Annotated in this window: 30 protein-coding genes; 6 read left to right on the top strand and 24 right to left on the bottom strand. The window is 53.5% G+C overall.

Going from position 1 to position 24981, the window contains the following annotated elements; translation table 11 throughout:
* Positions 1 to 3: 3 nt before the first annotated feature.
* The 4 genes from IC803_RS02220 to IC803_RS02205 are packed head-to-tail and all read right to left on the bottom strand — an operon-like array spanning position 4 to position 4616.
* A complete protein-coding gene (locus tag IC803_RS02220) occupies positions 4 to 1476 on the bottom strand; it encodes a Na+/H+ antiporter subunit D (RefSeq protein WP_081207067.1) in 1473 nt (490 codons plus the stop codon).
* A complete protein-coding gene (locus tag IC803_RS02215) occupies positions 1469 to 1810 on the bottom strand; it encodes a Na(+)/H(+) antiporter subunit C (protein WP_081207068.1) in 342 nt (113 codons plus the stop codon). Before IC803_RS02215 ends, IC803_RS02220 begins: the two co-directional genes overlap by 8 nt.
* Positions 1811 to 2227 carry a Na(+)/H(+) antiporter subunit B gene (locus IC803_RS02210; RefSeq protein ID WP_044742685.1) on the bottom strand — a complete coding sequence of 139 codons (417 nt, stop codon included), beginning with the start codon at positions 2225 to 2227 and terminating at the stop codon, positions 1811 to 1813. It abuts the gene before it with no gap.
* A complete protein-coding gene (locus tag IC803_RS02205) occupies positions 2220 to 4616 on the bottom strand; it encodes a Na+/H+ antiporter subunit A (protein WP_081207069.1) in 2397 nt (798 codons plus the stop codon). The genes IC803_RS02210 and IC803_RS02205 overlap by 8 nt, the downstream gene beginning before the upstream one ends.
* Positions 4617 to 4861: 245 nt before the next feature.
* Between IC803_RS02205 and IC803_RS02200 the strand changes: the two genes are divergently transcribed.
* Positions 4862 to 5215, top strand: a complete 354-nt coding sequence (locus IC803_RS02200; RefSeq protein ID WP_081207070.1) for a YuzC family spore coat inner layer protein — start codon at positions 4862 to 4864, stop codon at positions 5213 to 5215.
* Positions 5216 to 5559: 344 nt separating this feature from the next.
* On the opposite strand, the gene IC803_RS02195 is transcribed toward IC803_RS02200, so the two are convergent.
* Together IC803_RS02195 and IC803_RS02190 are read right to left on the bottom strand one after the other, a co-directional pair.
* Positions 5560 to 5787, bottom strand: a complete 228-nt coding sequence (locus IC803_RS02195) for a hypothetical protein (RefSeq protein WP_143421064.1) — start codon at positions 5785 to 5787, stop codon at positions 5560 to 5562.
* A gap of 114 nt (positions 5788 to 5901) precedes the next feature.
* Positions 5902 to 6060, bottom strand: a complete 159-nt coding sequence (locus tag IC803_RS02190) for a hypothetical protein (RefSeq protein WP_190304253.1) — start codon at positions 6058 to 6060, stop codon at positions 5902 to 5904.
* A 200-nt stretch (positions 6061 to 6260) separates the two neighbouring features.
* On the opposite strand from IC803_RS02190, the gene IC803_RS02185 reads away from it, so the two are divergent.
* Positions 6261 to 6866 carry a biotin transporter BioY gene (locus tag IC803_RS02185; RefSeq protein WP_081207071.1) on the top strand — a complete coding sequence of 202 codons (606 nt, stop codon included), beginning with the start codon at positions 6261 to 6263 and terminating at the stop codon, positions 6864 to 6866.
* A gap of 38 nt (positions 6867 to 6904) precedes the next feature.
* Here the strand turns inward: IC803_RS02185 and IC803_RS02180 are convergent, their stop codons facing one another.
* The 3 genes from IC803_RS02180 to IC803_RS02170 all read right to left on the bottom strand — a co-directional run bounded on the left by IC803_RS02180 (position 6905) and on the right by IC803_RS02170 (position 10227).
* A complete protein-coding gene (locus IC803_RS02180; RefSeq protein WP_081207072.1) occupies positions 6905 to 7903 on the bottom strand; it encodes an inorganic phosphate transporter in 999 nt (332 codons plus the stop codon).
* Positions 7904 to 7920: 17 nt separating this feature from the next.
* Complete coding sequence (locus tag IC803_RS02175; protein WP_081207073.1) at positions 7921 to 8541, bottom strand: DUF47 domain-containing protein; 621 nt, start codon at positions 8539 to 8541, stop codon at positions 7921 to 7923.
* Between the two features lie 192 nt (positions 8542 to 8733).
* Positions 8734 to 10227, bottom strand: a complete 1494-nt coding sequence (locus IC803_RS02170) for a leucyl aminopeptidase (protein WP_081207074.1) — start codon at positions 10225 to 10227, stop codon at positions 8734 to 8736.
* A gap of 207 nt (positions 10228 to 10434) precedes the next feature.
* On the opposite strand from IC803_RS02170, the gene IC803_RS02165 reads away from it, so the two are divergent.
* A complete protein-coding gene (locus IC803_RS02165) occupies positions 10435 to 11247 on the top strand; it encodes a cobalamin-binding protein (protein ID WP_081207076.1) in 813 nt (270 codons plus the stop codon).
* Between the two features lie 19 nt (positions 11248 to 11266).
* Here IC803_RS02165 and IC803_RS02160 read toward each other — a convergent pair whose 3' ends face one another.
* The 5 genes from IC803_RS02160 to IC803_RS02140 all read right to left on the bottom strand — a co-directional run bounded on the left by IC803_RS02160 (position 11267) and on the right by IC803_RS02140 (position 14696).
* A complete protein-coding gene (locus IC803_RS02160) occupies positions 11267 to 11905 on the bottom strand; it encodes a 3D domain-containing protein (RefSeq protein ID WP_304441243.1) in 639 nt (212 codons plus the stop codon).
* Between the two features lie 307 nt (positions 11906 to 12212).
* Positions 12213 to 12536 carry a YuiB family protein gene (locus IC803_RS02155; RefSeq protein WP_063164871.1) on the bottom strand — a complete coding sequence of 108 codons (324 nt, stop codon included), beginning with the start codon at positions 12534 to 12536 and terminating at the stop codon, positions 12213 to 12215.
* 55 nt (positions 12537 to 12591) lie between these two features.
* Positions 12592 to 12729, bottom strand: a complete 138-nt coding sequence (locus IC803_RS02150; protein ID WP_158083274.1) for a YuiA family protein — start codon at positions 12727 to 12729, stop codon at positions 12592 to 12594.
* Positions 12730 to 12857: 128 nt separating this feature from the next.
* Entirely contained in the window at positions 12858 to 13355 is a 498-nt protein-coding gene (locus tag IC803_RS02145; RefSeq protein ID WP_081207283.1) for an NUDIX hydrolase, read from the bottom strand.
* 117 nt (positions 13356 to 13472) lie between these two features.
* Positions 13473 to 14696 carry an NAD(P)/FAD-dependent oxidoreductase gene (locus tag IC803_RS02140; RefSeq protein ID WP_081207284.1) on the bottom strand — a complete coding sequence of 408 codons (1224 nt, stop codon included), beginning with the start codon at positions 14694 to 14696 and terminating at the stop codon, positions 13473 to 13475.
* A gap of 278 nt (positions 14697 to 14974) precedes the next feature.
* Here IC803_RS02140 and IC803_RS02135 point away from each other — a divergent pair, with 278 nt between their 5' ends.
* Complete coding sequence (locus IC803_RS02135; protein ID WP_190304252.1) at positions 14975 to 15973, top strand: NAD(P)/FAD-dependent oxidoreductase; 999 nt, start codon at positions 14975 to 14977, stop codon at positions 15971 to 15973.
* Positions 15974 to 16097: 124 nt separating this feature from the next.
* Here the strand turns inward: IC803_RS02135 and IC803_RS02130 are convergent, their stop codons facing one another.
* From IC803_RS02130 to IC803_RS02110, 5 genes are all read right to left on the bottom strand, one after another.
* The gene (locus IC803_RS02130) at positions 16098 to 16469 is read right to left on the bottom strand and encodes a LapA family protein (RefSeq protein WP_223812013.1); all 372 of its coding nucleotides are present in this window, start codon (positions 16467 to 16469) and stop codon (positions 16098 to 16100) included.
* Positions 16470 to 16835 (bottom strand): HesB/IscA family protein, encoded by a 366-nt coding sequence (locus IC803_RS02125; protein ID WP_063164867.1) that lies wholly within the window; start codon positions 16833 to 16835, stop codon positions 16470 to 16472.
* 46 nt (positions 16836 to 16881) lie between these two features.
* The gene (dapF, locus tag IC803_RS02120; protein WP_081207079.1) at positions 16882 to 17754 is read right to left on the bottom strand and encodes a diaminopimelate epimerase; all 873 of its coding nucleotides are present in this window, start codon (positions 17752 to 17754) and stop codon (positions 16882 to 16884) included.
* A gap of 133 nt (positions 17755 to 17887) precedes the next feature.
* Complete coding sequence (locus tag IC803_RS02115; RefSeq protein ID WP_081207080.1) at positions 17888 to 18127, bottom strand: YuzB family protein; 240 nt, start codon at positions 18125 to 18127, stop codon at positions 17888 to 17890.
* A complete protein-coding gene (locus tag IC803_RS02110) occupies positions 18108 to 18296 on the bottom strand; it encodes a hypothetical protein (RefSeq protein WP_081207081.1) in 189 nt (62 codons plus the stop codon). The genes IC803_RS02115 and IC803_RS02110 overlap by 20 nt, the downstream gene beginning before the upstream one ends.
* On the opposite strand from IC803_RS02110, the gene IC803_RS02105 reads away from it, so the two are divergent.
* On the top strand, positions 18295 to 19365 hold the full coding sequence (locus tag IC803_RS02105) for an NAD(P)/FAD-dependent oxidoreductase (RefSeq protein WP_081207082.1): 1071 nt from the start codon (positions 18295 to 18297) through the stop codon (positions 19363 to 19365). The genes IC803_RS02110 and IC803_RS02105 overlap by 2 nt on opposite strands.
* A 204-nt stretch (positions 19366 to 19569) precedes the next feature.
* Here the strand turns inward: IC803_RS02105 and IC803_RS02100 are convergent, their stop codons facing one another.
* Positions 19570 to 19899, bottom strand: a complete 330-nt coding sequence (locus tag IC803_RS02100) for a YuzD family protein (protein WP_081207083.1) — start codon at positions 19897 to 19899, stop codon at positions 19570 to 19572.
* An 84-nt stretch (positions 19900 to 19983) separates the two neighbouring features.
* Between IC803_RS02100 and IC803_RS02095 the strand changes: the two genes are divergently transcribed.
* Positions 19984 to 20226, top strand: a complete 243-nt coding sequence (locus tag IC803_RS02095; RefSeq protein ID WP_011232431.1) for a NifU family protein — start codon at positions 19984 to 19986, stop codon at positions 20224 to 20226.
* Positions 20227 to 20265: 39 nt separating this feature from the next.
* Here the strand turns inward: IC803_RS02095 and thrB are convergent, their stop codons facing one another.
* From thrB to IC803_RS02075, 4 genes are all read right to left on the bottom strand, one after another.
* A complete protein-coding gene (gene thrB, locus IC803_RS02090; RefSeq protein ID WP_081207084.1) occupies positions 20266 to 21180 on the bottom strand; it encodes a homoserine kinase in 915 nt (304 codons plus the stop codon).
* Complete coding sequence (gene thrC / locus IC803_RS02085; RefSeq protein WP_081207085.1) at positions 21177 to 22238, bottom strand: threonine synthase; 1062 nt, start codon at positions 22236 to 22238, stop codon at positions 21177 to 21179. Before thrC ends, thrB begins: the two co-directional genes overlap by 4 nt.
* Positions 22238 to 23536: a homoserine dehydrogenase gene (locus IC803_RS02080; RefSeq protein ID WP_081207086.1), complete on the bottom strand. Its 1299-nt coding sequence runs from the start codon at positions 23534 to 23536 to the stop codon at positions 22238 to 22240. Before IC803_RS02080 ends, thrC begins: the two co-directional genes overlap by 1 nt.
* 140 nt (positions 23537 to 23676) lie before the next feature.
* Complete coding sequence (locus tag IC803_RS02075) at positions 23677 to 24651, bottom strand: 2-hydroxyacid dehydrogenase (protein ID WP_081207087.1); 975 nt, start codon at positions 24649 to 24651, stop codon at positions 23677 to 23679.
* Positions 24652 to 24981: the final 330 nt, after the last annotated feature.

Raw genomic sequence — 24981 nt, 5'->3', positions numbered from 1 at the left:
CCTCTACTCCTTCAGCACGGACTCAATATACATTGACGGATCCGCCAATGTGGCCGCCGCTTGGGCGATATATGGACGAACAAACTCGGCCCCGACGCCGTATAAAACGGCCAAGGAAAGAAGCGCGACAATCGGCACATACAGCGGGGCGACTCGTTTTTGCTCATACCCGCGCGCTTCTCCCCAACAAGATTGAATAAAAATTTTCATCACCGAATAAAGCACGAGCAAGCTGGATAATAACACAACCAGCGCGAACAGAAGCTGTCCTTTGTCAAACGCCGCCCGAATAATGAGCGCCTTTCCAATAAACCCGCTGAACGGAGGAATGCCGCCCAGCGCAAGAGCGGAAAGGAATACGGTCCAGCCAAGCAGCGGATACGAACCGAGCAGTCCGCTAAACCGTCCGAGTTGATTCGTTCCCGCGACATACGCGATCGCCCCGACAATGAAAAAGAGCGCCGTTTTCATGACCATGTCTTGCAGCAAGTAAAAGATCGTGCCTTCCATACTTTCTTCTGTCATTAACGAAATGCCAAACGCCATCACACCGATGGCCGCCACAATGTTATAAATGGCGATTTGCCTCATATCGCGGTAAGCCACGGCGCCAATGACGCCAAACACAACGGTCGCGATCGCCAACCACGCTAAAATCGTATGCGTATAGCCGACATCTTGACGGAAAATGAGCGAAAATGTGCGCAAAATCGAATACACACCGACTTTTGTCAATAAGCCGCCAAACAACGCGAGCACCGCCGCCGGCGGAGCGGAATAAGCCCCCGGCATCCAAACATAAAATGGAAACAGCGCCCCCTTTAACCCAAAGACAATGAGAAAAAGCAAACAAATGACCGTCAACACGGCAGTGTTTTCCGCTCCAGAAATCCGTACGGCTAAGTGCGCCATATTCAATGTACCGGTCACGGCGTACAAATAGCCGACGGCGATGACAAACAGCGCTGATGAAAACACGTTGATCACCATATATTTCATCGTTTCCTGAAGCTGGATTTTCGTGCCGCCATGAACGAGGAGCGCATACGATGACATGAGCATCACTTCATAAAACACGAATAAGTTAAAAATATCCCCTGTCGTAAACGCCCCGTTCACTCCGACAATGAGAAACTGAAAAAAAACATAGTAGTACATGGACGCCTGCTTCGAGTCAATCGTGAAAAAGGAATACAGCAGGCAAGCGAGCGCGATCACGCTCGTTGTCAACACCAACAGTGCTGAAAGCATGTCGGAGACGAGCGTAATCCCAAACGGCGCCGGCCAATTCCCGACGTCAAGCTTCTGTATCCCTTCATGGTCGACAAGGCGCACAAGCCAAGCGCTCGCAACGATGAGCGCCCCTGCTGACACGAGGGAAATCATTTTTTGCACTTTCAATGATTTCACGCAAAACATCAAGAGAACTGCTGTCGTCAATGGAATCGCAATCGGAAAAATTACTGCATTAGTCATGGTCTTCCTTTCCCCTCATCCGTTCAATGTTGTCCGTCCCGATCTCCTGATAAGAACGATACGCCAAAACGAGCAAAAAAGCCGTGACCCCAAAACTAATGACGATCGCCGTCAAAATCAGCGCCTGCGGAACAGGGTCGACATAGTGTTCCGCCTGCACGTCAAGCAGCGGCGGCGCCCCCGTTTTCAATCCGCCCATCGTCAATAAAAGCAAATGCGCTCCATGGCTTAACAATCCCGTGCCGATAATGATCCGAAGCAAACTTTTGCTCAACATTAAGTACGTAGCGCCCGCAAACAAACAGCCGATGACAATAATCATGACGACTTCCATTTATTCTTCCTCTCCTATCGTTTCGATAATCGTCATGGTGACCCCGACCACGACCAAATAGACTCCTAAGTCAAACAAGACGGCCGTATGGAGCGACACATCCCCAAGCAGCGGCAGCATGACATGGCCGTGGGCGTGCGTTAAAAACGGAACATCGAAGACTAAGCCGCCAAGACCTGTTCCTAAGGCAAACAGCAGCCCGACACCAATGAGCGTGCGATACGAAACCGGGATCATCGACCGGACGGTTTTGATGTCAAACGCCAGCAGCAGCAAAATGATGGCGCCGGCGGTAACGAGGCCGGCAATGAATCCGCCGCCTGGATAATAGTGGCCGGCGAAAAAAAGCTGAATCCCAAATAAAATGATCATAAACGTGACAACGGCCGTTACCGTCCGCAAAATGAGCTCATTCATATTTGCCGCTCTCCCCTTTCGGAGCTTTCAGCTTCACTAAAGCGTAAATGCCGAGCGCCGCGATCGCCAGCACACAAATTTCAAAAAGTGTATCAAATCCGCGGAAGTCGACTAAGATCACGTTGACAATATTTTTTCCAGCCGCTTTTTCATACGCGTTTTCAATATGGTATTGAGCGATCGAAGCAAAGTTTTTCTCGCTGTACGCCAGCAAGGCGATCGCGCTGACCAACGCGCCGACTCCGAGTGAAATAAGAGCGTTCCCAAGCCGGAATCGAACGCCTTTCTCATGGCGGCTGAGCTTCGGCAAGTGATAAAAACAGAGCAAAAACAGCGCGACGGAAATCGTTTCAATGACGAGCTGCGTCAACGCCAAGTCAGGCGCCCGGAACAACACAAAGAAAAGCGACACCGTATAGCCGACCGAACCCAACGCGATAATCGCAACAAGACGTGATTTGGCCGCCACAGTCGTCACCGTTCCGATCAAGGCGACCAACGCCAACACGAGTTCGTGGATGCCCACGTCCGCTAAATGGCTTAGCGAGAGTCCTCCATCTACTTTCAAAGCGATCGTCGCGACAAGCAATGCGATCATCGCGGACAAAATGTACAAGAAATACGTCCGAACATACCCGGTCATGTAACGGTTTGTCAGCGAATACGACTGTTCTTCCACCTGCCGCACAACCGTGTCATATAAGTGATTCAGTGAAAGCCGCCGCGAAAAAACACCGTACACGCGCCTCCATGAATCAAACGTCCGATACAGCAACACGCCAAGAACAATCACTCCGATCGTCATCCACACTTCGATCGTCCATCCGTGCCAATGGCTGATGTGCACGGAAAGCCCTTCCCGACGGAACACACCGTTGACAACAGCATCCACCGCCGGAGCAATCACCGTGTTGGACAGCACATTCGGAATCAGTCCGAAGCCGATGACAAGGACGGCCAAAACGACCGGCGCCACAAGCATCCCCACCGGGGCTTCATGCGGCCGTTTCGGCCATTCGGAAGGCTTCGGAGCGCCAAGAAACGTTTTCCCAACAAAAAGAACGCTGTACAAAAAGGTGAACACGCTGCCCACCCAAGCGAGCACCGGAAACAAGATGCCCCACACATCAAGCGAAAGCCAATGGGCGTTCGCCACTTGCACCATCGCCGCAAAAAACATTTCTTTGCTTAAAAATCCGTTAAACGGCGGCACGCCCGCCATCGACAATGAGCCGATGACCGCAACGGTGAATGTGATGGGCATGACGCTAAGCAATCCGCCGAGCCGCCGGATATCCCGCGTTCCGGTCTCATGATCGACAATGCCGGCAACCATAAACAAACTACCTTTAAACGTCGCGTGGTTGATTAAGTGAAACACCGCTGCCACCACGGCCGCCATATATAAACGGCGATCACTCAGGTCGCCATGAAAGGCCAGCGCCCCGGCGCCAAGCAGCGACATAATCAACCCGAGCTGGCTCACCGTCGAATAGGCGAGCAGCCCTTTCAAATCCGTCTGACGGGCGGCATGAAATGACGCCCAGCAAAGCGTCGCCATTCCAATGCCCATCACAAGCCAAACCCATAGCGAAGAAACAGCAAAAATCGGGGTGAAGCGAGCCACTAAATAAATGCCAGCTTTCACCATGGTGGCCGAATGCAAATACGCGCTGACCGGGGTGGGTGCTTCCATCGCGTCCGGAAGCCAAATGTAAAACGGAAACTGCGCGGATTTCGTAAACGCGCCAAGCAAAATCAAGAGCATCGCCGGCACAAACAACGGATGCTGTGGCCACGCATCCGCCATAGCCATCCAATCGCGAATGCTGTACGACCCTCCGCTCATGACCGAAAGCAATAAAAATCCCCCAAGCAGAGACAACCCGCCAAGCACGGTGATGAGCATCGATTTTTGTGCCCCGTATCGGGAACGTTCACGCTCATTCCAGTAGCCAATCAACAGAAAGGATGAAAACGATGTCAATTCCCAAAACAGATAGAGCGCCATTGCGTTGTCCGAAAGAACGACGCCAAGCATCGCTCCCATAAACAAAAGCAAATACACGTAAAAGTGTCCAAGTTTTTCCTTTTTCTTCGGCAAATAATAAATCGAATACAGCACGACAAGAGAGCCGATCCCTGTGATTAACAGCGAAAAGAGCAGCCCTAACCCATCCATATAGACTTGAAAATCCATTCCGAGAGACGGAATCCAGGGGATCGTTTGCCCGTACGGTTCAAGAGGGAGATGTTGAACGAAATACAAAAACAATAAAACCGGTAATGGGAGCACAAACCAGCCGGTATGGAGCGAACGCACATATTTATACAAAAACGGAACGAATAAAGCAAAAATCAGTGGTGAGACAATTGCCAAGTTTAACATGAACCATCCTCCTTACCTATTGTTTCCCCTCACATCGCCCCGTTTATCATTGTATCATAAACTCCCGCCTCTGTCGGCACAACGGTCTGCTGGAAATCAAGGCAGACGTTCGCTGCCTATTGTATATACGAAAAGTCCCCGAAAAAGTTTCGCCTTTCGCTGCCAGTCGCATCGTTTCTATGGCACCGGCTTGCAGCGCAACGAGTATATAAGTAGTAATCACGTTGAACAGGAGGAGCAAGTCAATGGTTTATTTCCTGCCCCCCACGACATGGGCAAGGCCGTACCCACCGGTCGACCCCGCCATCTTCTCCCAATCGGCCGCCACCGCCCAGACGCTTATGAACGATGCCGGAGTCATTTTAAAAAGGCTGGCCGAATCGCGCTCGTTTGCCGCCTCGGTCATGTCGGCCGCCCAAGAAGGAAAAACGGATGAAGTGAAGCGCCTGCTCCGCTCGCTTGGCATCCGCTCGCAAACCGAGGTGTATTTCAATCCCGACGGCATTCGCCTAACGCTCTCGCCGCCGCCCGGCGCATTCCCGTGCTGCCAGCTCGTTGTCGGCTTGCGTTGGAATGTGTTTTCGCCTTCACACCGATAGCCTTCGCCATCGCGGCGGCAGGCGAAATGAGGGAAATGGTTGGCGAGCCGCCTCTTTTCGCACTCATCACGTTGGCCGCTATTGGACGATGAGCTGCCACCCGTTCAAGGCGCCGCGCCCGATGCGATAGCGCCCGCCTCCAGACCTTGTACAGCGCTGGAGGCGGTGCTGCCGTTTGCGCCTTGCCGCTCCAGAGAAAGCGGACAGACCTCTTTCCACAAAAACAGTTCTTGATCCGGATGAACGAAAAAAAGACGGTGATCGTCCCATCCCCGTCCAATGTCTCGGCGAACCCACCAGCCACCGTCACCCGCCGGCCTCTTTCGCTTACATTTCGCATCCGATTACGCGCTTCGATAGATGATATCACCGACAATGATTGTGATCAACGAAATCAACATCGCCAGCTTGACCGCCTTGTAGTCTAAAAAGCGCAGCACTTGTTCTTCAAACATGTAGACGAAAAAGAAAATGACCATCAGCACGGCAACAAACAAGCCAAACTTTTTTCGATTCGTGGAAACCGGTTCTCCTTCATCAAAATGCCCCCAACATTCAGGCTTTCTCTGCATTTTTCTTATTAGAACAGAACAAACAGACGAATAGCGGAATGACGTGAACAAGCAGCGAAAGGCCGATAAAAATCAATTCATTTCCCGCCCATCCGCGCCCAGCCGTTCGTCGCCTCACGCATGGCCGTTTTCATCCGTCGGCTGCCGCTCGCCGATTTCGGCCGGGGTGCGCAAATCGTAGCCGTCATCATTTTTGCTCGTATGGATGATGTCTTCGTTCGCTCCCATTTTGCTTGCCCGCTTCAGCTCCTCATCCGGCATAAACCGCTCCATCGCGATCCCCCCTTTCGTTTTCCTCGCCCTCATCGCCCTTGATCCGTTTTTCTTTCCTTCTCGCAACGGGACAGCTCGAGGGCAGCGCTTTTGTTTAGCATTTCCCGCGGCGAATCACACCATCCGCCGAAAAAGAGGATTGACAGCCTAGCGGTTGTTCGGTACGATTTTGTTAACAAACAAAAAAAGGAGGTTTACATATGGAGCGACGGACTTCGCTTCGGCCGATTGACATGACGCTTGCTGCTATGTTCGTCGCCTTGATGGCGATTGGCGCGAACATTACGTCATGGGTGCCGTTTCTTGTCGTCGGCGGCGTGCCAATCACGCTGCAAACGTTTTTCTGCGTCCTGGCCGGCGCGGTGTTAGGGCGGCGGCTCGGCGCGGTGGCGATGACCGTGTATATGTTCGTCGGCTTGGCCGGCGCGCCGGTGTTTTCCAAACTTAGCGGCGGATTGTCGATCATTTTCCAACCGACATTCGGCTTTATTCTCTCCTTTATCGCCGCTGCGTATGTGACTGGCTGGATCATCGAACGCGGCCCGCAGCCGGCATCCACCGCCCGCTTTGTCACCGCGGCGCTTGTCGGCATGGTCGTCAACTATGTCATCGGCACGAACTGGATGTATATGGCTTATCAATTATGGGCCGAAGCGCCAAAAGGATTGTCGTACCAAATGGTATGGGGCTGGATGCTGGTTCCGCTGCCAAAAGACATTTTGCTATCGATCGTCGCCGGCTTGATTGCTCCAAAGCTTTGCCGGGCGATCGGCCGCTCCTCTTCCGCGAGCCGCCCGGCGGCATAAACGAAGCGCGCCTGTTTGACAACAGGCGCGCTTTATATTTAGAAAAACAAATTAAACAATTGATATAGGAAACCAGCCATGAGCGCAGAAATCGGGAGCGTAATCACCCATGTAAGCACGATCCGGCGGGCGACGCCCCATTTGACCCCTTTCACGCGCTGCGCGGCGCCGACCCCCATAATGGCCGAAGAAATAACGTGTGTCGTGCTGACCGGCAAATGGAACGCCGTCGCCGAAAAAATGACGAGCGCGGACGATAAATCGGCCGCCGCCCCGTTAATCGGACGGATTTTCATGATTTTTCCGCCGACCGTTTTAATGATTTTCCACCCGCCGACAGCCGTTCCCAACCCCATGGCCAAAGCGGCAGAAATGCGCACCCACTCTGGGATGTCGGTCGTTGTATGGTATCCGCCGGCGATTAACGCCATCGTAATAATCCCCATCGCTTTTTGGGCGTCGTTCGTTCCATGTGTATACGCTTGAAATGACGCTGTCACGACTTGAAACAGCCGAAAGCCTCTCGTCGTACTGTATAAGTTCGCATTTTTAAAGATAAAGCGAAAAATACTCATTATGACAAAACCGACCCCTAACGCCAAAAATGGAGAAAGGATGAGCGACTGTAAAATTTTTAAAAATCCGCCGTAATTCAAAATCCCAATACCGGCAGCAGAAATCGCTGCTCCGGCAATCGAGCCAATGAGCGCATGCGAAGAGCTGCTCGGAATGCCATAGTACCACGTGATCAAGTTCCAGGCGATCGCGGACGTTAAGGCGGCTAAAATAATGACCGGCCCGTTTTCCAAAGCAAACGGGTCGACGATGTCTTTCGTAATCGTTTTGGCCACACCGGTGAACGTCAAGGCGCCGATGAAGTTCATCACAGCAGCCAGCAAGATGGCGCGGCGCGGCGTGAGCGCTCTTGTTGACACCGAGGTAGCGATGGCGTTGGCCGTATCGTGAAACCCGTTAATAAAGTCAAACGCCAGCGCAAAAATGACAATTAATATCGTCAAGACAAGGATCATATCCATAAAAACAACGTCCCCTTTTATGCGTTGCGCATGATGATCGTCTCTAGCGTGTTTGCGACATCTTCACAGCTGTCGGCAATCTCTTCAAGCATTTCATACAGCTCTTTATATTGGATGAGCTTAATCGGGTCCTTTTGCGTCACAAACAAGTTTTTGATCGAGGCGCGCAAAATTTCGTCACATTTCGTTTCATAGTCCTTAATCTTAATGGCGTGCTGGCGCATGTCAAGCAATTTTTTATGCGAAAGCAGCTCTAACGCATGAACGATTTCAATTGTGCTTTGGTAAATGTAGTCGAAAAATTTCACCATATGTTCGTCAATGTCCGTAAACGAGAACATTTCAAACCGAGCGGAACATTGCTCAAAGCCATCGAGCACATCGTCCATTTTCATCGCTAACTGGTGGATGTCTTCGCGCTCGATCGGCGTAATAAACGTTTTGTTTAATTGAACGACGAGCTCATGAATGAACGAATCGCCTTTCCGTTCATACTCTTTCATGACGCGGGCAAATTCTTTCAAGTCGCTCACGCTTCGAATTTTATACTCAACAAAATATTGGGCCGCTTCCTTCACATTTTCCGAAATCGTAAACAACATATCGAAGAAAACGTCCTTTTTCGGCGAAAAAATCATACCGGACACCCTCCATTGTTGGAATCAAAAATCACCGCTACTTATTGTAGCAATTTAAACTTTATTTACAATAAGTAAAAATAAACTTTACATTAAATTTACATTAACTTTACATTTTGTTCGCATTTCTTACTATGTAGCGTGGCAAAAGAACGCCGAAGCTATGCACCATAGCTTCGGCCTCTCGTTCACTTATTCAAATCGTTCGACAAACGCCGCCAGCGTGCGCACCATGACCCCCGTCGCCCCGGCCGGGCCGAGGTCGCTGTCTTTCTTTGTCGTGGCTGTACCGGCGATATCCAAATGCACCCATGGCGTGTCTTCGGCGAATTCGCCGATGAACGCTCCGCCCATAATGGCGTGCCCTTCGCGCCCCGGAGAATTGTTTAAATCGGCGATTTTGCTGCTTCGCACCCGCTCGCGGTCTTTTTCTGTAATCGGCAGCCGCCAAATGAATTCTCCGGTCTCCATAGACGCTTCAAGCAGCTGCTCAAACAGCGCTTCATTGTTCGTCATCGCTCCCGTTTTGTCCGTGCCAAGCGCGACGATCACTCCACCGGTCAACGTGGCGACATCGATAATATAGCTGGCGCCATGCTGTTTCGCATACGTGACGGCATCCGCCAAAATCAACCGCCCTTCCGCATCCGTGTTTCTCACTTCAATCGTTTTTCCAGAAAGCGATGTAATGACGTCATCGGGCTTAAACGACTCACCACTAATCATGTTGTCGGTTGCCGGGATGACGGCGAGCACGTTTTGCTCGGGACGGAGTTCGCCGATCGCTTCCATCGCTCCGAGCACCGCGGCGGCGCCGGCCATATCGGTTTTCATGTCGATCATGCTGTCGCGCGGCTTCAAGCAATACCCGCCCGTATCAAACGTCACCCCTTTGCCGACAAGGGCGATCACATCTTCCCATTGCTCTTTTCCTTGGTACTTTAAAACGATCAGCTTCGGCGGCTGCGTTGACCCTTGATTGACCGCCAAGAGCGCGCCCATGCCGAGCCGTTCCATCTCTTCTTTTTCCAAAATTTCATAGTCAAAATCGTACCGTTCAGCGAGCTTCACCGCATAATCGGCCAAATCAGACGCCGTCAGCAAATTCCCTGGCGTATTGACGAGCGTGCGCGCCGAGTTGGTCGCCTTCCCGTACACCGAGCCGACAAACAGGCTCGCCTCGATTTCCGCCACATCAGCCTCGGTATGTACAGTGAGCGATTCAAGCGCGTCATCGGCTTCCGACTTTTTCTGCTTATAGCCGGGGAATTCATATGTCGCCAAATAGTACGCCTCGGCTAACGCATGCGCCGCTTCGTTCGGGTCGACCGCTTCAGTCGCAAACGTATCAAGAACGATCGCTGCCTCGGCCCGTTTCGCCTGCTTCCATGTCCGAAACAGCTTGCCGAACACTTCACGCAGCCGCTCAAACGTCAGTTCTTCTTTTTTGCCAAGGCCGACGAAATACAGGCGCTTCGCTCCGGTTGGCAACAACGGATGAACGACCGCAACGCGCCCCCGTTTGGCGGAAATGTCGCCTTCTTTCCGCAGTCTGGACAGCTGTCCGCCGAGGCGGGAATCGTACTCGCCGCCAAGGCCAGACCATGCTTCTGTCCCCTCAAACAATCCGATGGCCAGCGCCTCGTGCGCCGTTTCTGCCGATGGCAATGGTTTTACCGTAAACATCCTTTCATCCCTTTCTGTGGTGATTCGTTCCATCCCCATTATAGCGAAATGGGCGCATTATTTCGATTGTCTAATTGACTTCCTCCCTTTTTTCTTCGCTTGGAAAACGGAGGAGCTATCGAAAAAACAAAACGGAACCAGAAAGGAAAATGACGAGACCGAGGCGAATGAGGAAAAAGACGATGAATTTAGAAAGGACGAACACCAATGAGAATCGTTTCTCTTTGCCCGAGCAATACGGAGCTGTTAGCTTATCTTGGCCGGCTGGACGATGTCATCGCCGTGGATCATTCTTCCGATTGGCCGCCCGAAGTAAAGCGGCTGCCAACCGTCGGGCCGGATTTGCGCATCGACATGGATCGAGTCGAGGCACTCAAACCGGATCTCGTCGTCGCCTCCTTAAGCGTGCCCGGGATGGAGCGCAATATCGAGGAGCTCGTCCGCCGCCGCCTTCCCCATCTCGTGCTGGCGCCCCATTCGCTTGATGACATCGCAGCCGATCTTCTCATGTTAGGCGAAGCGCTTGGCGAAAAACAAAAAGCGGCTGAACTCGTCCGCCGCTACTATGACTTTCTGAACGAATACCGTGAGCGGGCAGCCGCCGTCGCCGAACCGGCCCGCCTGTATTGGGAATGGTGGCCGCGCCCGGTGTTCACCCCAGGCGGCGCCAACTGGCTGAGCGAGCTCAGCGAACTCGCCGGCGGGCGCAATCTTTTCGCCGACTGCGCCAACGCGAGCGTCCAGACGGAATGGGACGAAGTCGTCGCCCGCAACCCGTCGCACATTTTGCTCGTTTGGGTCGGCGTAAAAACGAAAAAAATGAGCGCCAACGCCGCCATCACGCGTCCGAAAGCTGAACAAACCGACGCCGTCCGCGCCGGGCGCATCCATCTTCTTGAGGAAGCGCTCTACTGCCGGCCGTCGCCGCGCCTCTTGGTCGGATTAAAAAAATTGGCGCCGCTTTTGCATCCGGCGCTGTTCCCTCCCGCTGACGACAGCGACCCGCTCTTCGGCCGCTGACGGGCGGGAGCCCTTTTGGTTAACTTTTCGATTCTAAATATTGCTGGCGGAACACTTGCATCGTTTCATCCTCGTTCAGCCGTATCAATTCTTCCTCTGACAGCGTGCCGTCCCCTTTTTGCACAATGTAAACATTCACTTTCTTTTTTCCCCAATATTTATATACATCTTCGACCGTTTCATAGTATAAGTCAATGCGGTGGCCTTTGATCGCCCCGCCTTTATCGGCTACGACCCCGAATCCATAACCTGGGATAAACAAAATCGTGCCGATCGGAAAAATGCTTAAATCCGCAGCAATCGTTGAGTAAAGGTCGCGTTTGACACGCACGCCGGAGTATGTAATGCCATACTCAGGATGATCGGGGGTTTTTCCAGTCGATTCGATGCCAGCCGTATAGCCGGTGGCCACGACTTCAACGGACGGATACTTCGACCAGTCAAACTGTTCCTCAAGCCGCGGAGCCGAGCGGTTGTCGTGTTTTGCGCTTCCTTTCGCTCCCCGATCGGCTTCATGATCTACTGGTGCACTGCTAAGAAAGGAACGGAGAACCGTTTTCGCTTCGACCCCAGAAACAGATTGAAATGTGGAGAGCAACGCTGTGATCAACAATAGCGTCATCGCGGTTCTGCGCACAAGTTGCCTAAAACTGCTCAATGTCCTCAACTCCTCCCACACTTCTATTTATCTCCATCCAAAATCGAAATATTCATTGCAAGGAAAGCAAAAAAACTAAAAAACCCATTTGCCAGAAACGTTGTAATTTCCGCCCCGGCATCATAAACGCATGCTCATCGAAAAGACTCATATGCAATCTGCTTTGCTGAACACAAACATGGCAAGCGAAAACGCGCATGTTCGTCCAGACCGCCCATAAGCTTTCTCCCCCAAGACATGAAAATGACCGCTGGCGGGCACCTGTTTCCTAAAAACAACGAAACGCCCCCGCTTGCGCGGAGGCGCTTTAAAACATTTGATATCCTTTTGCCCGCAGCGTTCGGATCGCCCACCCGGCGCAAAGCGCGCCGGCAAAGCCGCTGGCCAAAATCAGCAAATCGGCGGCGGCCAACGAAGCGACTTTCCGGCCGAGCGCCGCCAGTGAAGCGGACGGTGCGGTCAAATACCGAGTCCATGGCACATCATCAATAATCAAGATCGCGATGATCGGAAAACAAATGGCCATAATCCATGTCATGCGCAGCAACATATTTAGCAAAAAACCAATGCCAAAAAATAAGACAAAAAATAAAAGCATCGAAATCAGTACAACCGGCAAACTCATTTGCATCCGCCCTCAACCTCCCTTACACCCTTTTTCAGTGTACTGGATGGGCGGATGACAGTCAATGCTCGTCGCTTTCTTCCTGCTCGCCTCCCGTCCCTTGGCAGCTGTAGCACGTTTCCGATCCGCCTAGCAGGAGCTGGACGTACCCGTGCCCCTCACAGTATGGGCAAGCGTTGACCGTAAGCGTCTGTTTCATTGATGTCCCCTCCACTTCTTTTTTGTTAATATATCAAAATTTTCTGTAAAAACAAATGGCGATTCTCCTTTATTTTTGTTCATGTAAGCGAATACATCAACGCCTTGCTTTTCTTTTCTTGATTATTCTTACGATTTTGACGATTTGAAGTAAAGGCGGTATTTCGTGTACCCGAACGGATCGCCCGGGTTGAAGCCATCGTGCGGGGGGAGGAAGGCCAACGGTTCAAGCGCCAACAAATAGCGAAGCAGCCCCGACGTCGCCGGATCAGCGCAGAGCGCCGCCTTGCTTAAAAAGGCGGCTGCATGCAGCTCATCCTCCTGCACGGTAATGTCTTCGGATCGCGGACGAAGGAGAAAAATGGCCATATTGTCGCTGATTTCTCCGTCAATGACGCCGGTGCGCAAGCCAAGAAAGGCGATCGGTTCGGCATCGATCCCTGTTTCCTCCTTCACCTCGCGAACAGCCGCTTCATCAAGCATTTCCCCCGGCTGGACGAACCCGGCCGGCAGCGACCATTTTCCTTTCAGCCCGCTATATTTTTTCTTGACGACGAGCCATTCCCCCGCTTCATTGATGACGAGCCCGGCCGCCGCAATCCATACATTTCCGCGTTTGCTGTTCATCGTTCTCATCCTTTTCCATATCGTTGTACACCGTTTGTAATTCGACAAAGAAGCGGCCGTTCCCTGTTGGCCGCCATACAAAAAAGCTTCCGCCAGCGCGGAAGCTTTCTTGACCAATTAGAAAAATTTAAATTTTCCTTTTTTCATCACCAGCGACGAGCCGCCGATTAAATACAAGGCGCGGTTGTCGATCACTTTTTTCATGAAGCTCGCCTTCGTCCCCCACAATTTTTTGCCGAACACAACGCCGATCGCATCATCATGGCCGAGCGAGCAGACCGTCCCTTTAATATCGGCTTTAAACGGCTCAAGCTCCCCTTGCCCGCGAATGAGCGCCGCTAAGTTTTTCGCGCACAGCTGGCCTTCTTGCATCGCGATTTGCGCCGTCGGCGGATACGGGCGGTTCGTTTCTTCGTCAATGACGAGCGAACAGTCGCCGACGACAAAAATGTCTTCATACCCCGGAACGCGCAGGAACGGGTCGACTTTAATGCGCGAGCGCATCGTTTCAAAGCCGGACTGTTCAAGGACGCTGCTGCCGCGGACGCCAGCTGCCCAAACGACGGTGCCCGCTTTAATTTCCTCCACCTCGTCGCCCTTGGCGACAATGATCCCATCCGGTGTGCACTCTTTAATGGCGGTGCCGATTTTAAATTCGACCCCTTTTCGTTCGAGCTGGCTGACCGCGTATTCGACAAGCTCCGGATCAAAGCCCGGCAGTGCGGTCGGCGCCGCTTCGACGCAAATGATGCGCACTTTGTGCGGATCGACGTCATACTCGCGGCATAGCTCCGGAATGCGGTTGACAAGTTCGCCTAAAAACTCGATACCGGTAAACCCTGCTCCGCCGACGACGATCGTCAACCGCTCGTCTTTCTTTTCCTCTTCCGTGTTGTACGTTGCAAACTGATACTCAATATGTTCGCGAATTTGCCGCGCCGCATTGACATTGGCGATCGAAAACGCGTATTCTTTCAACCCTTTAATGCCGAACGTCTCTGATTCAAACCCAAGGGCGATGACAAGGTAGTCGTACGCCAATTCGCCATTTTCGAGCAGCACTTTCTTTTCGTTCGGAACGATTTTTGTGACAGTGTCTTGGACAAATTTCACTTTATTGCGGTCGATGACATCCGCGATCGGGTAGCGGACGCGGTCATGGTGCAGCGTCCCGGCCGACGCTTCATGAAGCCAAGTTGTCTCGTAATGATAGTCGTGCTTATTCACTAACGTAATATTCGCCTCGTTCACCCCGACGAGTTTTTGCAGGCGAACCGTCGTCATGAGTCCGCCATAACCAGCCCCTAAAATGACGATGTTTGGTTTTCTCACCTGAATCACTTCCACCCTTTTTAATTTTTTTCCCACACGTTTCTTATAGCTTTTGCTGCTATCCCCGTTTTTATCGAGCGAAGTTTGTGAAACTATTCACGTTAACCCCCAAAAAAATGTTGACAGACTGTCACAAAAAATTAACAATCTCTCCACAAACCATATTAGTCCTTTTTCTTCCTCTTTTCAAGCCTTTTTTTCAACTGGACCGACAAAAATTGAACGTTATAACGGCGGGCATTTATGGTAAGATAAACTTGTAGTGCCATTATTTTATGCGGGGAGGAATGTCGGTGAGAGAAGATCGGAACGTGTATGATGTAACGGTGATCGGCGGCGGACCAACCGGGATGTTTGCCGCGTTTTACGGCGGCTTGCGGCAAATGAAGGTGAAAATCATCGAAAGCCTTCCGCAGTTAGGCGGGCAGCTGGCCGCTTTATACCCGGAAAAATACATATACGACATCGCCGGATTCCCGAAAGTGCGCGCCCAAGAACTCATCAACCAACTGAAAGAACAGCTGAGCATGTTTTCACCTGCCATCTGCCTGAACCAGTCGGTCGAAACGCTGGAAAAACAAGAAGACGGAACGTTTAAACTCACAACGGATAAAGAGATCCATTATTCGAAAACCGTCATCATCACCGCCGGGAACGGCGCTTTTCAGCCGCGCCGGCTCGAACTTGAGAGCGCTTCCCAATATGAAGGGAAAAACTTGCATTACTTTATCAGCGACTTAGAGCAGTTTGCCGGGAAGCGTGTGCTCGTCTGCGGCGGCGGCGACTCGGCAGTTGACTGGTCGCTCATGCTCGAACCGATCGCCGCAAGCGTCACGATCGTTCATCGTCGCGATAAATTCCGCGCCCATGAACATAGCGTCGAGCAGCTCATGAAATCGCGCGTGCAAGTGAAAACACCGTTTGTGCCTGCCGAACTTATCGGCGACGAACAAGGCATCCGCCAAGTCGTCCTTGAACATGTGAAGGAAGGGACAAAAGAAACGATCGATGTCGATGCCGTCGTTGTCAACTATGGCTTTATTTCCTCGCTCGGCCCGATCAAAAACTGGGGGCTTGACATCGAAAAAAATTCGATCAAAGTCAACTCGCGGATGGAGACGAACATCCCCGGCGTGTATGCGGCCGGCGACATTTGCACGTACGATGGAAAAATTAAGCTGATCGCCTGCGGCTTCGGCGAAGCGCCGATCGCCATCAGCAGCGCAAAAACATATATCGATCCGACGGCACGAATGCAGCCGGCGCACTCGTCATCCTTGTTTTAGGCAAAGAGGGGCTGACTCAAAAGGGCCATTCAAAAACATGAGACAATGGTTACGAACGAAGCGAATAAGTCGATGTAGCGGGAAAGAGGGCGCCTCACCGCCTTGGAGACACCCTCTTTTTTGTTCATCCGTGTTCGCTTTCGTCGTCGGCGGCCGCCTCTCGTTCACCGTCTTTTTCCGCTAAACGGGCGGCCAACTCCTCTTTTTCCTTGTTGGCGGCTTTCAGCTGCCTCTGTAAATGAAACAATCGCCACCAACCGAGCATGCCGACCACAAGCCCGCCAAGGACGGCTGAACCGAAAATCACGATGATCAGCGGCAAACGGGTTTCCCCAACCAAATAATGGATCGTCACGTTTTCGACGTTCGCCACCGCCAGCAGCGCAACGATGAGCGCCAAAACGAGGGCCAAAATCACATTTACTTGCCCTTTCACTGCCATCCCCCCTTGGCGGTCTTTACTGACAAACAGTTGTTTGCCACGCCCTCCTGACACCTAACATTGCTCCGGCGTGCCGGCGTTCGTCGCCGTGCGGAATGACGAACCGCAGCCGCATGTCGCAATGGCGTTCGGATTGTTGATCGTAAACCCGCCGCCAAGAAGCGACTGTTTGTAGTCGATGACCGTGCCGCGCAAAATGGGGGCGCTGTCGCGGTCGATCAAAATTTTAATCCCGTGCTGTTCCAATTCGATGTCGTCATCGCGCCGCTCGCGCTCAAACCCCATGCCGTACGACAGCCCGCTGCAGCCGCCGCCATGGACGCCGACGCGCAAATAGGCGTTTTCCTCTTCCTGCTCCTTCATCATGTCCTTAATTTGAAACGCTGCCGCTTCCGTCAGCGTAATGATCGCCTCGGTCATGTCAATCCCTCCTTACCTATAGTATACCGCTTTGCCGCTCGGATGCTCAACCGTTCTGCCCGCTGCGGTAATAATACACGCCGGTGCACACCGTTTCGGCCGGGCCAGTCATGCGCACGTTGCCGTCATGCCCCCATGTGATCGTCAAATCACCGCCGGCCAGATGGACGACCGTTTCCGCTCCGCGCGCCGTTTTGCCGTTTAACACCGAAGCGACAACCGCCGCGCACGCCCCGGTGCCGCACGCCTGCGTGACGCCCGAGCCGCGCTCCCAAACGCGGAAATGAAGCTCACGCTCATTGACGACCTCGACAAATTCGACGTTCACTCCTTCGGGAAAGCGCGGGTCCTTTTCAACGAGCGGGCCAAGCGTGGTCACCGGCGCCTTTTCAATATCATCCACATAAAAAATGACGTGCGGGTTGCCCATCGATACAGCGGTGATTTCATACTCGCCGCCGCCAATGGCAAACGATTCAGCGACGACTTGCTCCGCCTCCGGCCCGGTCATCGGAATGGCGCTCCGCCGAAGGAGCGGCTTGCCCATATCGATGGTCACGCTCGTCACCTCGCCGTTTTCCGCCGCCACTTCAGCCGCGACGAGCCCGGAGAGCGTTTCAATCAAAAACGAGCGGTCGCGGACGATGCCGTGCTCGTACGCATACTTTGCCACACAGCGCAAGCCATTGCCACAGTTTTTCCCTTCCGAGCCATCGCTGTTAAAAATGCGCATTTTCACCGGTGCTTGCTCCGACGGGCAAATGAGAATGAGGCCGTCCGAACCGATGCCGGTGTGGACATCGGAAACACAACGGGCGATCGCCGGCAGCTCGTCTTCCGGAAGCGTTTCGCGAAACAGATCAACGTAAATATAACTGTTCCCTAACCCATGCATTTTCGTAAACGAAAACGAGTACACGTCATGCCCCTCCTAAAAATTTTTGGCACCCTTATGTATAACGATACCGCCCCTTGGACACAATGGGAATATCCCCCGTTTTTTCATATACATTGAAGAGGATGCCGCCTTGTGGGCATCCTCCTTTTTTTCGTTAAAACATCGGGTTTTCCTCGAGATGCCGGTAAATATTTTCGACAAGCTGCTCCGGCGTCTCACCGCTGACAAACTCGCCGTTTACGAGCGCAAACAGCGTATGGGCGCAGCGCGTGCAGTAGCTTAAGCAGCTGTATTCGATAATATCCAAATTCGGATCCTTTTCAAGCATTTCCATCGCTTTATACGATCCGCTGGCTAAGTTGCTGATGCAAAACTCAATGATCGGTAAGATCATGGGCATGTTCACCTTCCTGCTTCCCATCGTAACGGTTTTGCGGCACGGCGTCAACGAACATGCTCACGAGCGGTCGGACGAAAAATTGTTGTTCTTTTGTCACAATTTCGTTATACTTTTTTATGGCATTGGCGGCTTGAGAAACTGGACAAAAGGGGACTTTAGCCATGAAACATCTCGTACTGCTTGGCGGGGGATACGGCAACATGCGCATTTTGCAACGCCTTCTCCCGGACGGAGTGCCAAACGACATTCATATTATCCTCATTGATCGCGTTCCGTACCATTGTTTAAAAACGGAATATTACGCGTTAGCTGCGGGGACGATCAGCGACCATCACATTCGCGTCCCGTTTCCGGAACATCCGCAATTCACCTACCAGTTCGGCGAAGTCATCTCGATCGACCTTGACAAGCAGCTCGTCCATCTGAAAGATGGAAGCCACGTCCGTTACGACGACCTTGTCATCGGGTTGGGCTGTGAAGATAAATACCACGGGGTGCCGGGCGCTGATGCGTACACGTACAGCATTCAGTCGATCGACAAGGCGCGCGCCGCCTATGAAGCGCTGAACAACTTGCCGCCAAAAGCAACGGTCGGCATCGTCGGCGCCGGCTTAAGCGGCGTGGAGCTGGCCAGCGAACTGGCGGAAAGCCGCCCGGATTTGCACATTAAGCTGTTTGACCGCGGTGAGCGCATTTTGCCAATGTTTCCAAAACGGTTAAGCGACTACGTCGAAGGATGGTTTATCGAACATCGCGTTGAAATCGTCCGCCATTCGAACGTCACGAAAGTCGAGCCGGGTGTCTTGTACAACCATGACGAGCCAGTGCCCTGTGACGTCATCGTCTGGACGGCCGGCATTCAGCCGAACCGCGTCGTCCGCGAACTAAACGTCGAAAAAGATAAACAAGGCCGCGTCATACTGACGAAGCAGCACCATATCCCTGGCTATGAAAACGCATACGTCGTCGGCGACTGTGCGAGCTTGCCGCATTCGCCGAGCGCCCAGCTCGCTGAAGGGCAAGCGGAGCAAATCGCTCAAGTGCTGCAAAAACGGTGGAACGGCGAAGAGCCGCCAAGCGAATTCCCGCCGATCAAATTAAAAGGCATTCTCGGTTCGCTCGGCAAAAAACACGGCTTCGGCCTCGTCGCTGACCGCCCGCTCACCGGCCGGGTGCCGCGCCTGCTAAAATCAGGCGTTCTTTGGATGTATAAATACCATAACGGCTATTAAGCCGCACACGGCTGGCATGGAATCGCAAAGGCGGCGCAAAGCGGCTGCTTTTCCCATTAAGAACGCTTGATGTTGGCCGCCATCAACCATCATTGCCGAAAAGGAACAGCGATTTTCATCAGCCGGCTAGACGGTCGACCCATCGCGAAGGCGGCGGGGAATCCCCCGCCGCCCGTTCGCTTTCCCCGCCGTGCGGCGCCGCTGCTATGACGAACGGTAGCCGTATTTCTCCATTTCGGCATAAATGGCTTTCAGCCGCGGATTCCCTTCCGCGACAACTGTTCCTTCCACAACGACGACCGGGTACACCCAGTCCTCCTCGACGATCGTTTTCGCCAGCGACCGTTTTGCTTCGTCATCCGCCGGCGGATGGAAAATATCGACGTACGCCATGCGGAACGGCTGATCTGGATATTTGCGGCGCAGCGCAGCCTCGAGCCATTCGTACGTCTCTTTTGACGACGGCAGCTGCACGCACGACGGGCAAACGATCTCCGCTCCATACACACAAATTTCAACCGGTTTGAACGCCATCATAGTCACCCTTTACGAAAGCAAAATTTATCATTAGATTTTTTCCGCTACCATGATTATAATAAAAAGTAAGGAAAGGAGTCGATGGAAATGACGGATCAAGAAATTAAAGAACAAGTGCAAGAAGTTTTAGATAAACTCCGCCCGTTCCTGCTTCGCGACGGCGGCGACTGCGAACTTGTCGATGTGGAAGACGGCGTCGTGAAACTCCGCCTTCTTGGCGCATGCGGCAGCTGCCCGAGCTCGACGATCACGTTAAAAGCCGGGATCGAACGCGCCTTGTTTGAGGAAGTGCCGGGCGTCGTCGAAGTCGAGCAAGTGTTTTAACTTAAAAAATCCGAACAGCAGAGGGCTGTTCGGATTTTTTTATGCCTCCAGCGCCAGCTTGTAAACGCGGCTGCCGTGCGGCTCGACAGCGAGCGTTGTGACTTCGCAAGCCGGGAAGTGCGGGCGCAGCTGCCGTTTGAGCCGTTCGCCTTTCCCCGGCTCAGCAAACACGAGCACCGTCGGCCCCGCCCCGCTTAACGCCGCGCCGACCGCCCCGTATTCAAGAGCGAGCGCCTCCGCCCGCCCCAATTCCGGAACGAGCGGTTTCCGGTGCGGCTGATGAAACAAATCGGCCGCCATCATGCGCCCGGCGAGCTTCCAATTTTTCGTCAGCAGCGCCGCGACAAGGACGTTGCTGATGGCGCTCGCCTCGACGGCCTGCTGCCTCGTCCATTGTTCAGGCAGGTGCCCGCGCGCTTTTTTCGTTTCCAATTCATACTCGGGGATAATGGCGACAAGCTCCACGTCCAACTCCGGAAGATGGACGACATCCACGCCCTCTTCGCGGTAGCAGCCGATGACCAGCCCGCCGTAAAGCGAGGCGCCGACATTGTCCGGATGGCCTTCATAGCGGGTGGCCAGTTCCATCTTTTGTTCGCGCGACAATCCTAATTCAAGCAGCGCATCGGCAAGCTCGATGCCGGCGACGACCGCCGCCGCGCTGCTCCCGAGCCCCCGCGTAAACGGAATATCGCTGTACACCTCCACCGCGCAGCTCGGCAGCCGGCGGCCGTGCACGTTCGCCGTCTTGCTGGCTACCTCGTATACTAAATTGTCCGTTCCGCGCGGAATGCCGCTCACCTCCGCCGTCTTTGGCGTAAACGACCATGCCTCCGCCAGGCGGACGTCAAGCGTTAAGTAGCGGGAGACGGCGAGCCCCACCGAGTCGAAGCCGGGCCCTAAGTTCGCCGTACTTCCCGGAACGACAATCTTCAACATCTCGTCTTCTTTCATGTACGGACAACCCCTTGCAAATGCTCAAGCACCACTTGTTCATCGTTCGGCAAAACGACCGGTTCCATCGCGGCGGTCTCCAAGGCAATGGCCGGATCTTTCAAGCCGTTGCCGGTGAGAACGGCGACAACGAGGCTGCCTCGCTCGATTTCATTCCGTTCGCGCTGTTTGATCACTCCGGCAATGGCGGCGCATGACGCCGGCTCGGCAAAAACGCCTTCCGTCCGGGCGAGCCGTTGGTAAGCCGCTAAAATTTCCGCATCGCTCACTTCATCGATTTTCCCGCGCGATTCGTTCGCCGCCTCGACCGCTTTTTTCCAGCTGGCCGGGTTGCCGATGCGGATCGCTGTCGCAATCGTTTCCGGCTGCTCAATCACTTGATTGCGGACGATCGCCGCCGCCCCTTCCGCTTCAAAGCCGCGCATTTGCGGCAGCCCCGTTCCTTTTGCTTCGTGATACTCCTTAAACCCTTTCCAATAAGCGGTAATGTTGCCTGCGTTGCCGACCGGAATGGCAAGCACGTCCGGCGCGCGCCCAAGCTGGTCGCACACTTCAAACGCCGCCGTTTTTTGCCCTTCGATCCGGTACGGGTTGACCGAGTTTACAAGCGTAATCGGCGCCGTTTCGCTCAGCCGGCGCACCATGCTGAGCGCTTCGTCAAAGTTGCCGTCAATCGCAAAAATGTCCGCCCCGTACATGGCGGCTTGCGCCAATTTGCCAAGAGCGATTTTTCCGTTCGGGATGACGACAAGGCAGCGCAACCCGGCGCGCGCCGCATACGCGGCCGCCGAAGCAGACGTATTGCCGGTCGACGCGCAAATGATCGTATGGCTTCCTTCCTCTTTCGCCTTCGCCACCGCCATCACCATGCCGCGGTCTTTAAACGACCCCGTCGGGTTCGCTCCTTCCACCTTGACGTACAGCGTAATGCCGAGCTCTTCCGACAGGCGCGGCAGCGGGATAAGCGGCGTATTCCCTTCGCAAAGCGATAGTCTTGGCGTTGCTTCTGTCAGCGGCAAAAAGTCACCGTAAGCGTCAAGCAGCCCTTTCCATGCCATCACCGTTTCTCTCCTTCCACCCGATACGAGCTTTGCACCCGCTCGACGATTTCCAAATCGCCAAGCTGCTGCAAAATCTCTTCATAGTCTTGCTGCGACGCGTTGTGCGTCACGATGACGATTTCCGCCAAGCCGTCTTCTTTTAACGGCAGCTGTAAAATCTTCTCGAAACTCACCCCGCGCTTGGAAAACAGCGTCGTAATTTTGGCAAACGCCCCCACTTGGTCTTTCACATGAATGCGCAAAAAGTATTTCGAGAAAATTTCCGCCGGCGCCTTCAATTGTTTTTCATATTGCGGCGCGACGGCGTAGTGGCCGTTGACGCCAAGGCGCATATTTTTCATCACCGCGACCAAGTCGGAGACGACCGCCGTCGCCGTCGGCAAACTGCCGGCCCCCGGTCCGTAAAACATCGTTTCCCCGACCGCCTCGCCGTACACATAGACAGCGTTGTATTCGTTATGAACGGACGCGAGTGGATGCGAATCCGGAAGGAACGTCGGCTGGACGCTCACTTCCACCTTGTTGCCATCGCGCTGGGCGATGCCGATGAGCTTCATCGTATAACCGAGCCGCTTCCCGTACGTTAAATCTTCTTCCGTCACATGCGTAATGCCTTTGACTTGCACATCGTCCAAGTCGATGTCCATCGAAAAGCCTAAGCGGGCCAAAATCGCCATTTTCCGCGCCGCATCAAGCCCTTCAACGTCCGACGTCGGATCAGCTTCGGCGAACCCGAGCGCTTGCGCTTCAGCGAGAACCGCTTCGTACGAAGCACCGTTTTGCGACATTTTCGTTAAGATGTAGTTGGTCGTTCCGTTGACAATCCCCATCAGCTTGGTGATCCGATCCGACGCCAGCCCGTCCACTAAGCTGCGCAAAATCGGAATGCCGCCGGCGACGCTCGCTTCGTAAAACAAATCGCAATGGTGTTCGGCCGCCACCCGGAGCAATTCAGAACCGTACACCGCCATTAAATCTTTGTTCGCTGTCACCACATGTTTTCCTTGGCGCAGCGCCCGCAGCAACAATTCTTTCGTCTCCTCGATGCCGCCCATCACTTCAATAATGACGTCAACGTCCGGATCGTCGATCACATCGGCGGCGCTTGTCGTCAGCAGCGCCGGATCGACGGCGACATCACGGGGTTTATGCACATCGCGGACGAGGATTTTTTTCACCTTCACTGGACAACCGACTTGGTGCATCAATTTTTCTTGGTGGTTTTCAATAATTTTGACCACACCGCTCCCGACCGTTCCTAATCCTAACAATCCAACAAAAATTGGCTTTTCCATCCTTCCCGCCCCTTCTGTTTACGTACAGTAGACATTTGTATTTTTATAGTAGACATTATAAAAGACGATCCGCCGTTTGGCAATGAAAATTTTTGCGACGACCGATTCACCGGCGTCAACTGCCTCCCATCGCGGAAAAGTTATGACGGCCGATTCACCGGCGTCAATGGCGGCCGCCCTTCGAGCACGGCGATGATGTTGTCGCGCGCGAGCGTCATCATGGCACGGCGCGTTTCGTGTGTCGCGCTGCCAATATGGGGCAAGGCGACGACGTTCGGAAGCGAAACGAGTGGATGAGCGGGATCAACCGGTTCTTTTTCAAATACATCGAGCCCGGCTGCCGCGATCTCCCCATGAACGAGCGCCTCATACAGCGCCTGTTCATCGACGACCGCACCGCGCGCCGCGTTGATGAATATAGCGGACGGCTTCATGTGCCGAAACGCCTCGCGGTTAAACAAATGGCGCGTCTCCGAGGTGAGCGGCGTCAAGCAGACGACAAAATCGCTTTCCGCCAACAAATCGAAAAATGGACGGTAGATGGCGCCAAGCCGCTCTTCCGCCTCCGGGCGGCGGGAGCGGTTGTAATACAGCACGTTCATGTCAAACCCTTTCGCCCGCTTGGCCACCGCTTGGCCGATGTTTCCCATGCCGACGATGCCAATCGTTTTATGGTGGACATCGGCGCCAGCAAGCAAAAACGGACTCCAGCTTTTCCATTTTCCTTCTTTCAAAAACTCGGCCGCTTCCACCAACCGCCGGGCGGCGGCCAATAGCAGCGCAAACGTCAAATCGGCCGTCGTATCGGTCAACACATCGGGCGTATTGCAAACGACAATGCCGCGCCGAGCGGCCGCCGGCACGTCAATATTGTCATAGCCAACCCCCATATTGGCGACGACTTTGAGCGCCAGAGAAGCGGACAACACATCTTCATCGATTGGGTCGGATACCATCGGCAAAATGGCGGCCGCCCGTCTCGCTTTTTCTGCGAGCACATCGCGCGGCACGGCCACGTCCTCATGCGGCCACATCTCGACTTCAGCGATGGCCGAAAGCGGCGCAACGACGTCCTCTGGCAGTTTTCGCGTAATAAAGACGTACGGTTTGGTCATCATACACCCTCCTATCCGATTTTTTCTAAATCTTATCACAACTCCGGCTAAAAAAAAACGGGGAGTTGTCCCCGATGCCACCCACCAAAAAAGGATGCCTTGTTTCCCTTCAACGAAAAAAGAGCGATTTCGGCCGCCATCAGAAAAAACAGCCGGCCGCTTGCATGCAAAAAGAAAAAACGGATTCCGACGCATCGACAGGCAAGAAGTCATCGCCCGCCGCAAAAAAGAAACGGCGTCGGACGCCGCCCACCGAAAAGCCGCTGATCGCTGGCACACCACAACAAGCGGTCGTCGGCGCCGAAACCGCGACTGCCTGCCCGTTTTGTT

The organism is Geobacillus sp. 46C-IIa (assembly GCF_014679505.1).
Taxonomy (GTDB): domain Bacteria; phylum Bacillota; class Bacilli; order Bacillales; family Anoxybacillaceae; genus Geobacillus.
The sequence above is the reverse complement of the archived record's forward strand: the minus strand, read 5'-3'. Positions and strand labels throughout refer to the sequence as shown.

Coding starts and splice junctions, on each gene's coding strand:
- IC803_RS02220 (WP_081207067.1), bottom strand. CDS start 1,476: ATGACTAATGCAGTAATTTTTCCGATTGCGATTCCATTGACGACAGCA.
- IC803_RS02215 (WP_081207068.1), bottom strand. CDS start 1,810: ATGGAAGTCGTCATGATTATTGTCATCGGCTGTTTGTTTGCGGGCGCT.
- IC803_RS02210 (WP_044742685.1), bottom strand. CDS start 2,227: ATGAATGAGCTCATTTTGCGGACGGTAACGGCCGTTGTCACGTTTATG.
- IC803_RS02205 (WP_081207069.1), bottom strand. CDS start 4,616: ATGTTAAACTTGGCAATTGTCTCACCACTGATTTTTGCTTTATTCGTT.
- IC803_RS02200 (WP_081207070.1), top strand. CDS start 4,862: ATGGTTTATTTCCTGCCCCCCACGACATGGGCAAGGCCGTACCCACCG.
- IC803_RS02195 (WP_143421064.1), bottom strand. CDS start 5,787: ATGCAGAGAAAGCCTGAATGTTGGGGGCATTTTGATGAAGGAGAACCG.
- IC803_RS02190 (WP_190304253.1), bottom strand. CDS start 6,060: ATGGAGCGGTTTATGCCGGATGAGGAGCTGAAGCGGGCAAGCAAAATG.
- IC803_RS02185 (WP_081207071.1), top strand. CDS start 6,261: ATGGAGCGACGGACTTCGCTTCGGCCGATTGACATGACGCTTGCTGCT.
- IC803_RS02180 (WP_081207072.1), bottom strand. CDS start 7,903: ATGGATATGATCCTTGTCTTGACGATATTAATTGTCATTTTTGCGCTG.
- IC803_RS02175 (WP_081207073.1), bottom strand. CDS start 8,541: ATGATTTTTTCGCCGAAAAAGGACGTTTTCTTCGATATGTTGTTTACG.
- IC803_RS02170 (WP_081207074.1), bottom strand. CDS start 10,227: ATGTTTACGGTAAAACCATTGCCATCGGCAGAAACGGCGCACGAGGCG.
- IC803_RS02165 (WP_081207076.1), top strand. CDS start 10,435: ATGAGAATCGTTTCTCTTTGCCCGAGCAATACGGAGCTGTTAGCTTAT.
- IC803_RS02155 (WP_063164871.1), bottom strand. CDS start 12,536: ATGCAAATGAGTTTGCCGGTTGTACTGATTTCGATGCTTTTATTTTTT.
- IC803_RS02150 (WP_158083274.1), bottom strand. CDS start 12,729: ATGAAACAGACGCTTACGGTCAACGCTTGCCCATACTGTGAGGGGCAC.
- IC803_RS02145 (WP_081207283.1), bottom strand. CDS start 13,355: ATGAACAGCAAACGCGGAAATGTATGGATTGCGGCGGCCGGGCTCGTC.
- IC803_RS02135 (WP_190304252.1), top strand. CDS start 14,975: ATGTCGGTGAGAGAAGATCGGAACGTGTATGATGTAACGGTGATCGGC.
- IC803_RS02125 (WP_063164867.1), bottom strand. CDS start 16,835: ATGACCGAGGCGATCATTACGCTGACGGAAGCGGCAGCGTTTCAAATT.
- IC803_RS02115 (WP_081207080.1), bottom strand. CDS start 18,127: ATGATCTTACCGATCATTGAGTTTTGCATCAGCAACTTAGCCAGCGGA.
- IC803_RS02105 (WP_081207082.1), top strand. CDS start 18,295: ATGAAACATCTCGTACTGCTTGGCGGGGGATACGGCAACATGCGCATT.
- IC803_RS02110 (WP_081207081.1), bottom strand. CDS start 18,296: ATGGCTAAAGTCCCCTTTTGTCCAGTTTCTCAAGCCGCCAATGCCATA.
- IC803_RS02100 (WP_081207083.1), bottom strand. CDS start 19,899: ATGGCGTTCAAACCGGTTGAAATTTGTGTGTATGGAGCGGAGATCGTT.
- IC803_RS02095 (WP_011232431.1), top strand. CDS start 19,984: ATGGAAATGACGGATCAAGAAATTAAAGAACAAGTGCAAGAAGTTTTA.
- thrB (WP_081207084.1), bottom strand. CDS start 21,180: ATGAAAGAAGACGAGATGTTGAAGATTGTCGTTCCGGGAAGTACGGCG.
- thrC (WP_081207085.1), bottom strand. CDS start 22,238: ATGGCATGGAAAGGGCTGCTTGACGCTTACGGTGACTTTTTGCCGCTG.
- IC803_RS02080 (WP_081207086.1), bottom strand. CDS start 23,536: ATGGAAAAGCCAATTTTTGTTGGATTGTTAGGATTAGGAACGGTCGGG.
- IC803_RS02075 (WP_081207087.1), bottom strand. CDS start 24,651: ATGACCAAACCGTACGTCTTTATTACGCGAAAACTGCCAGAGGACGTC.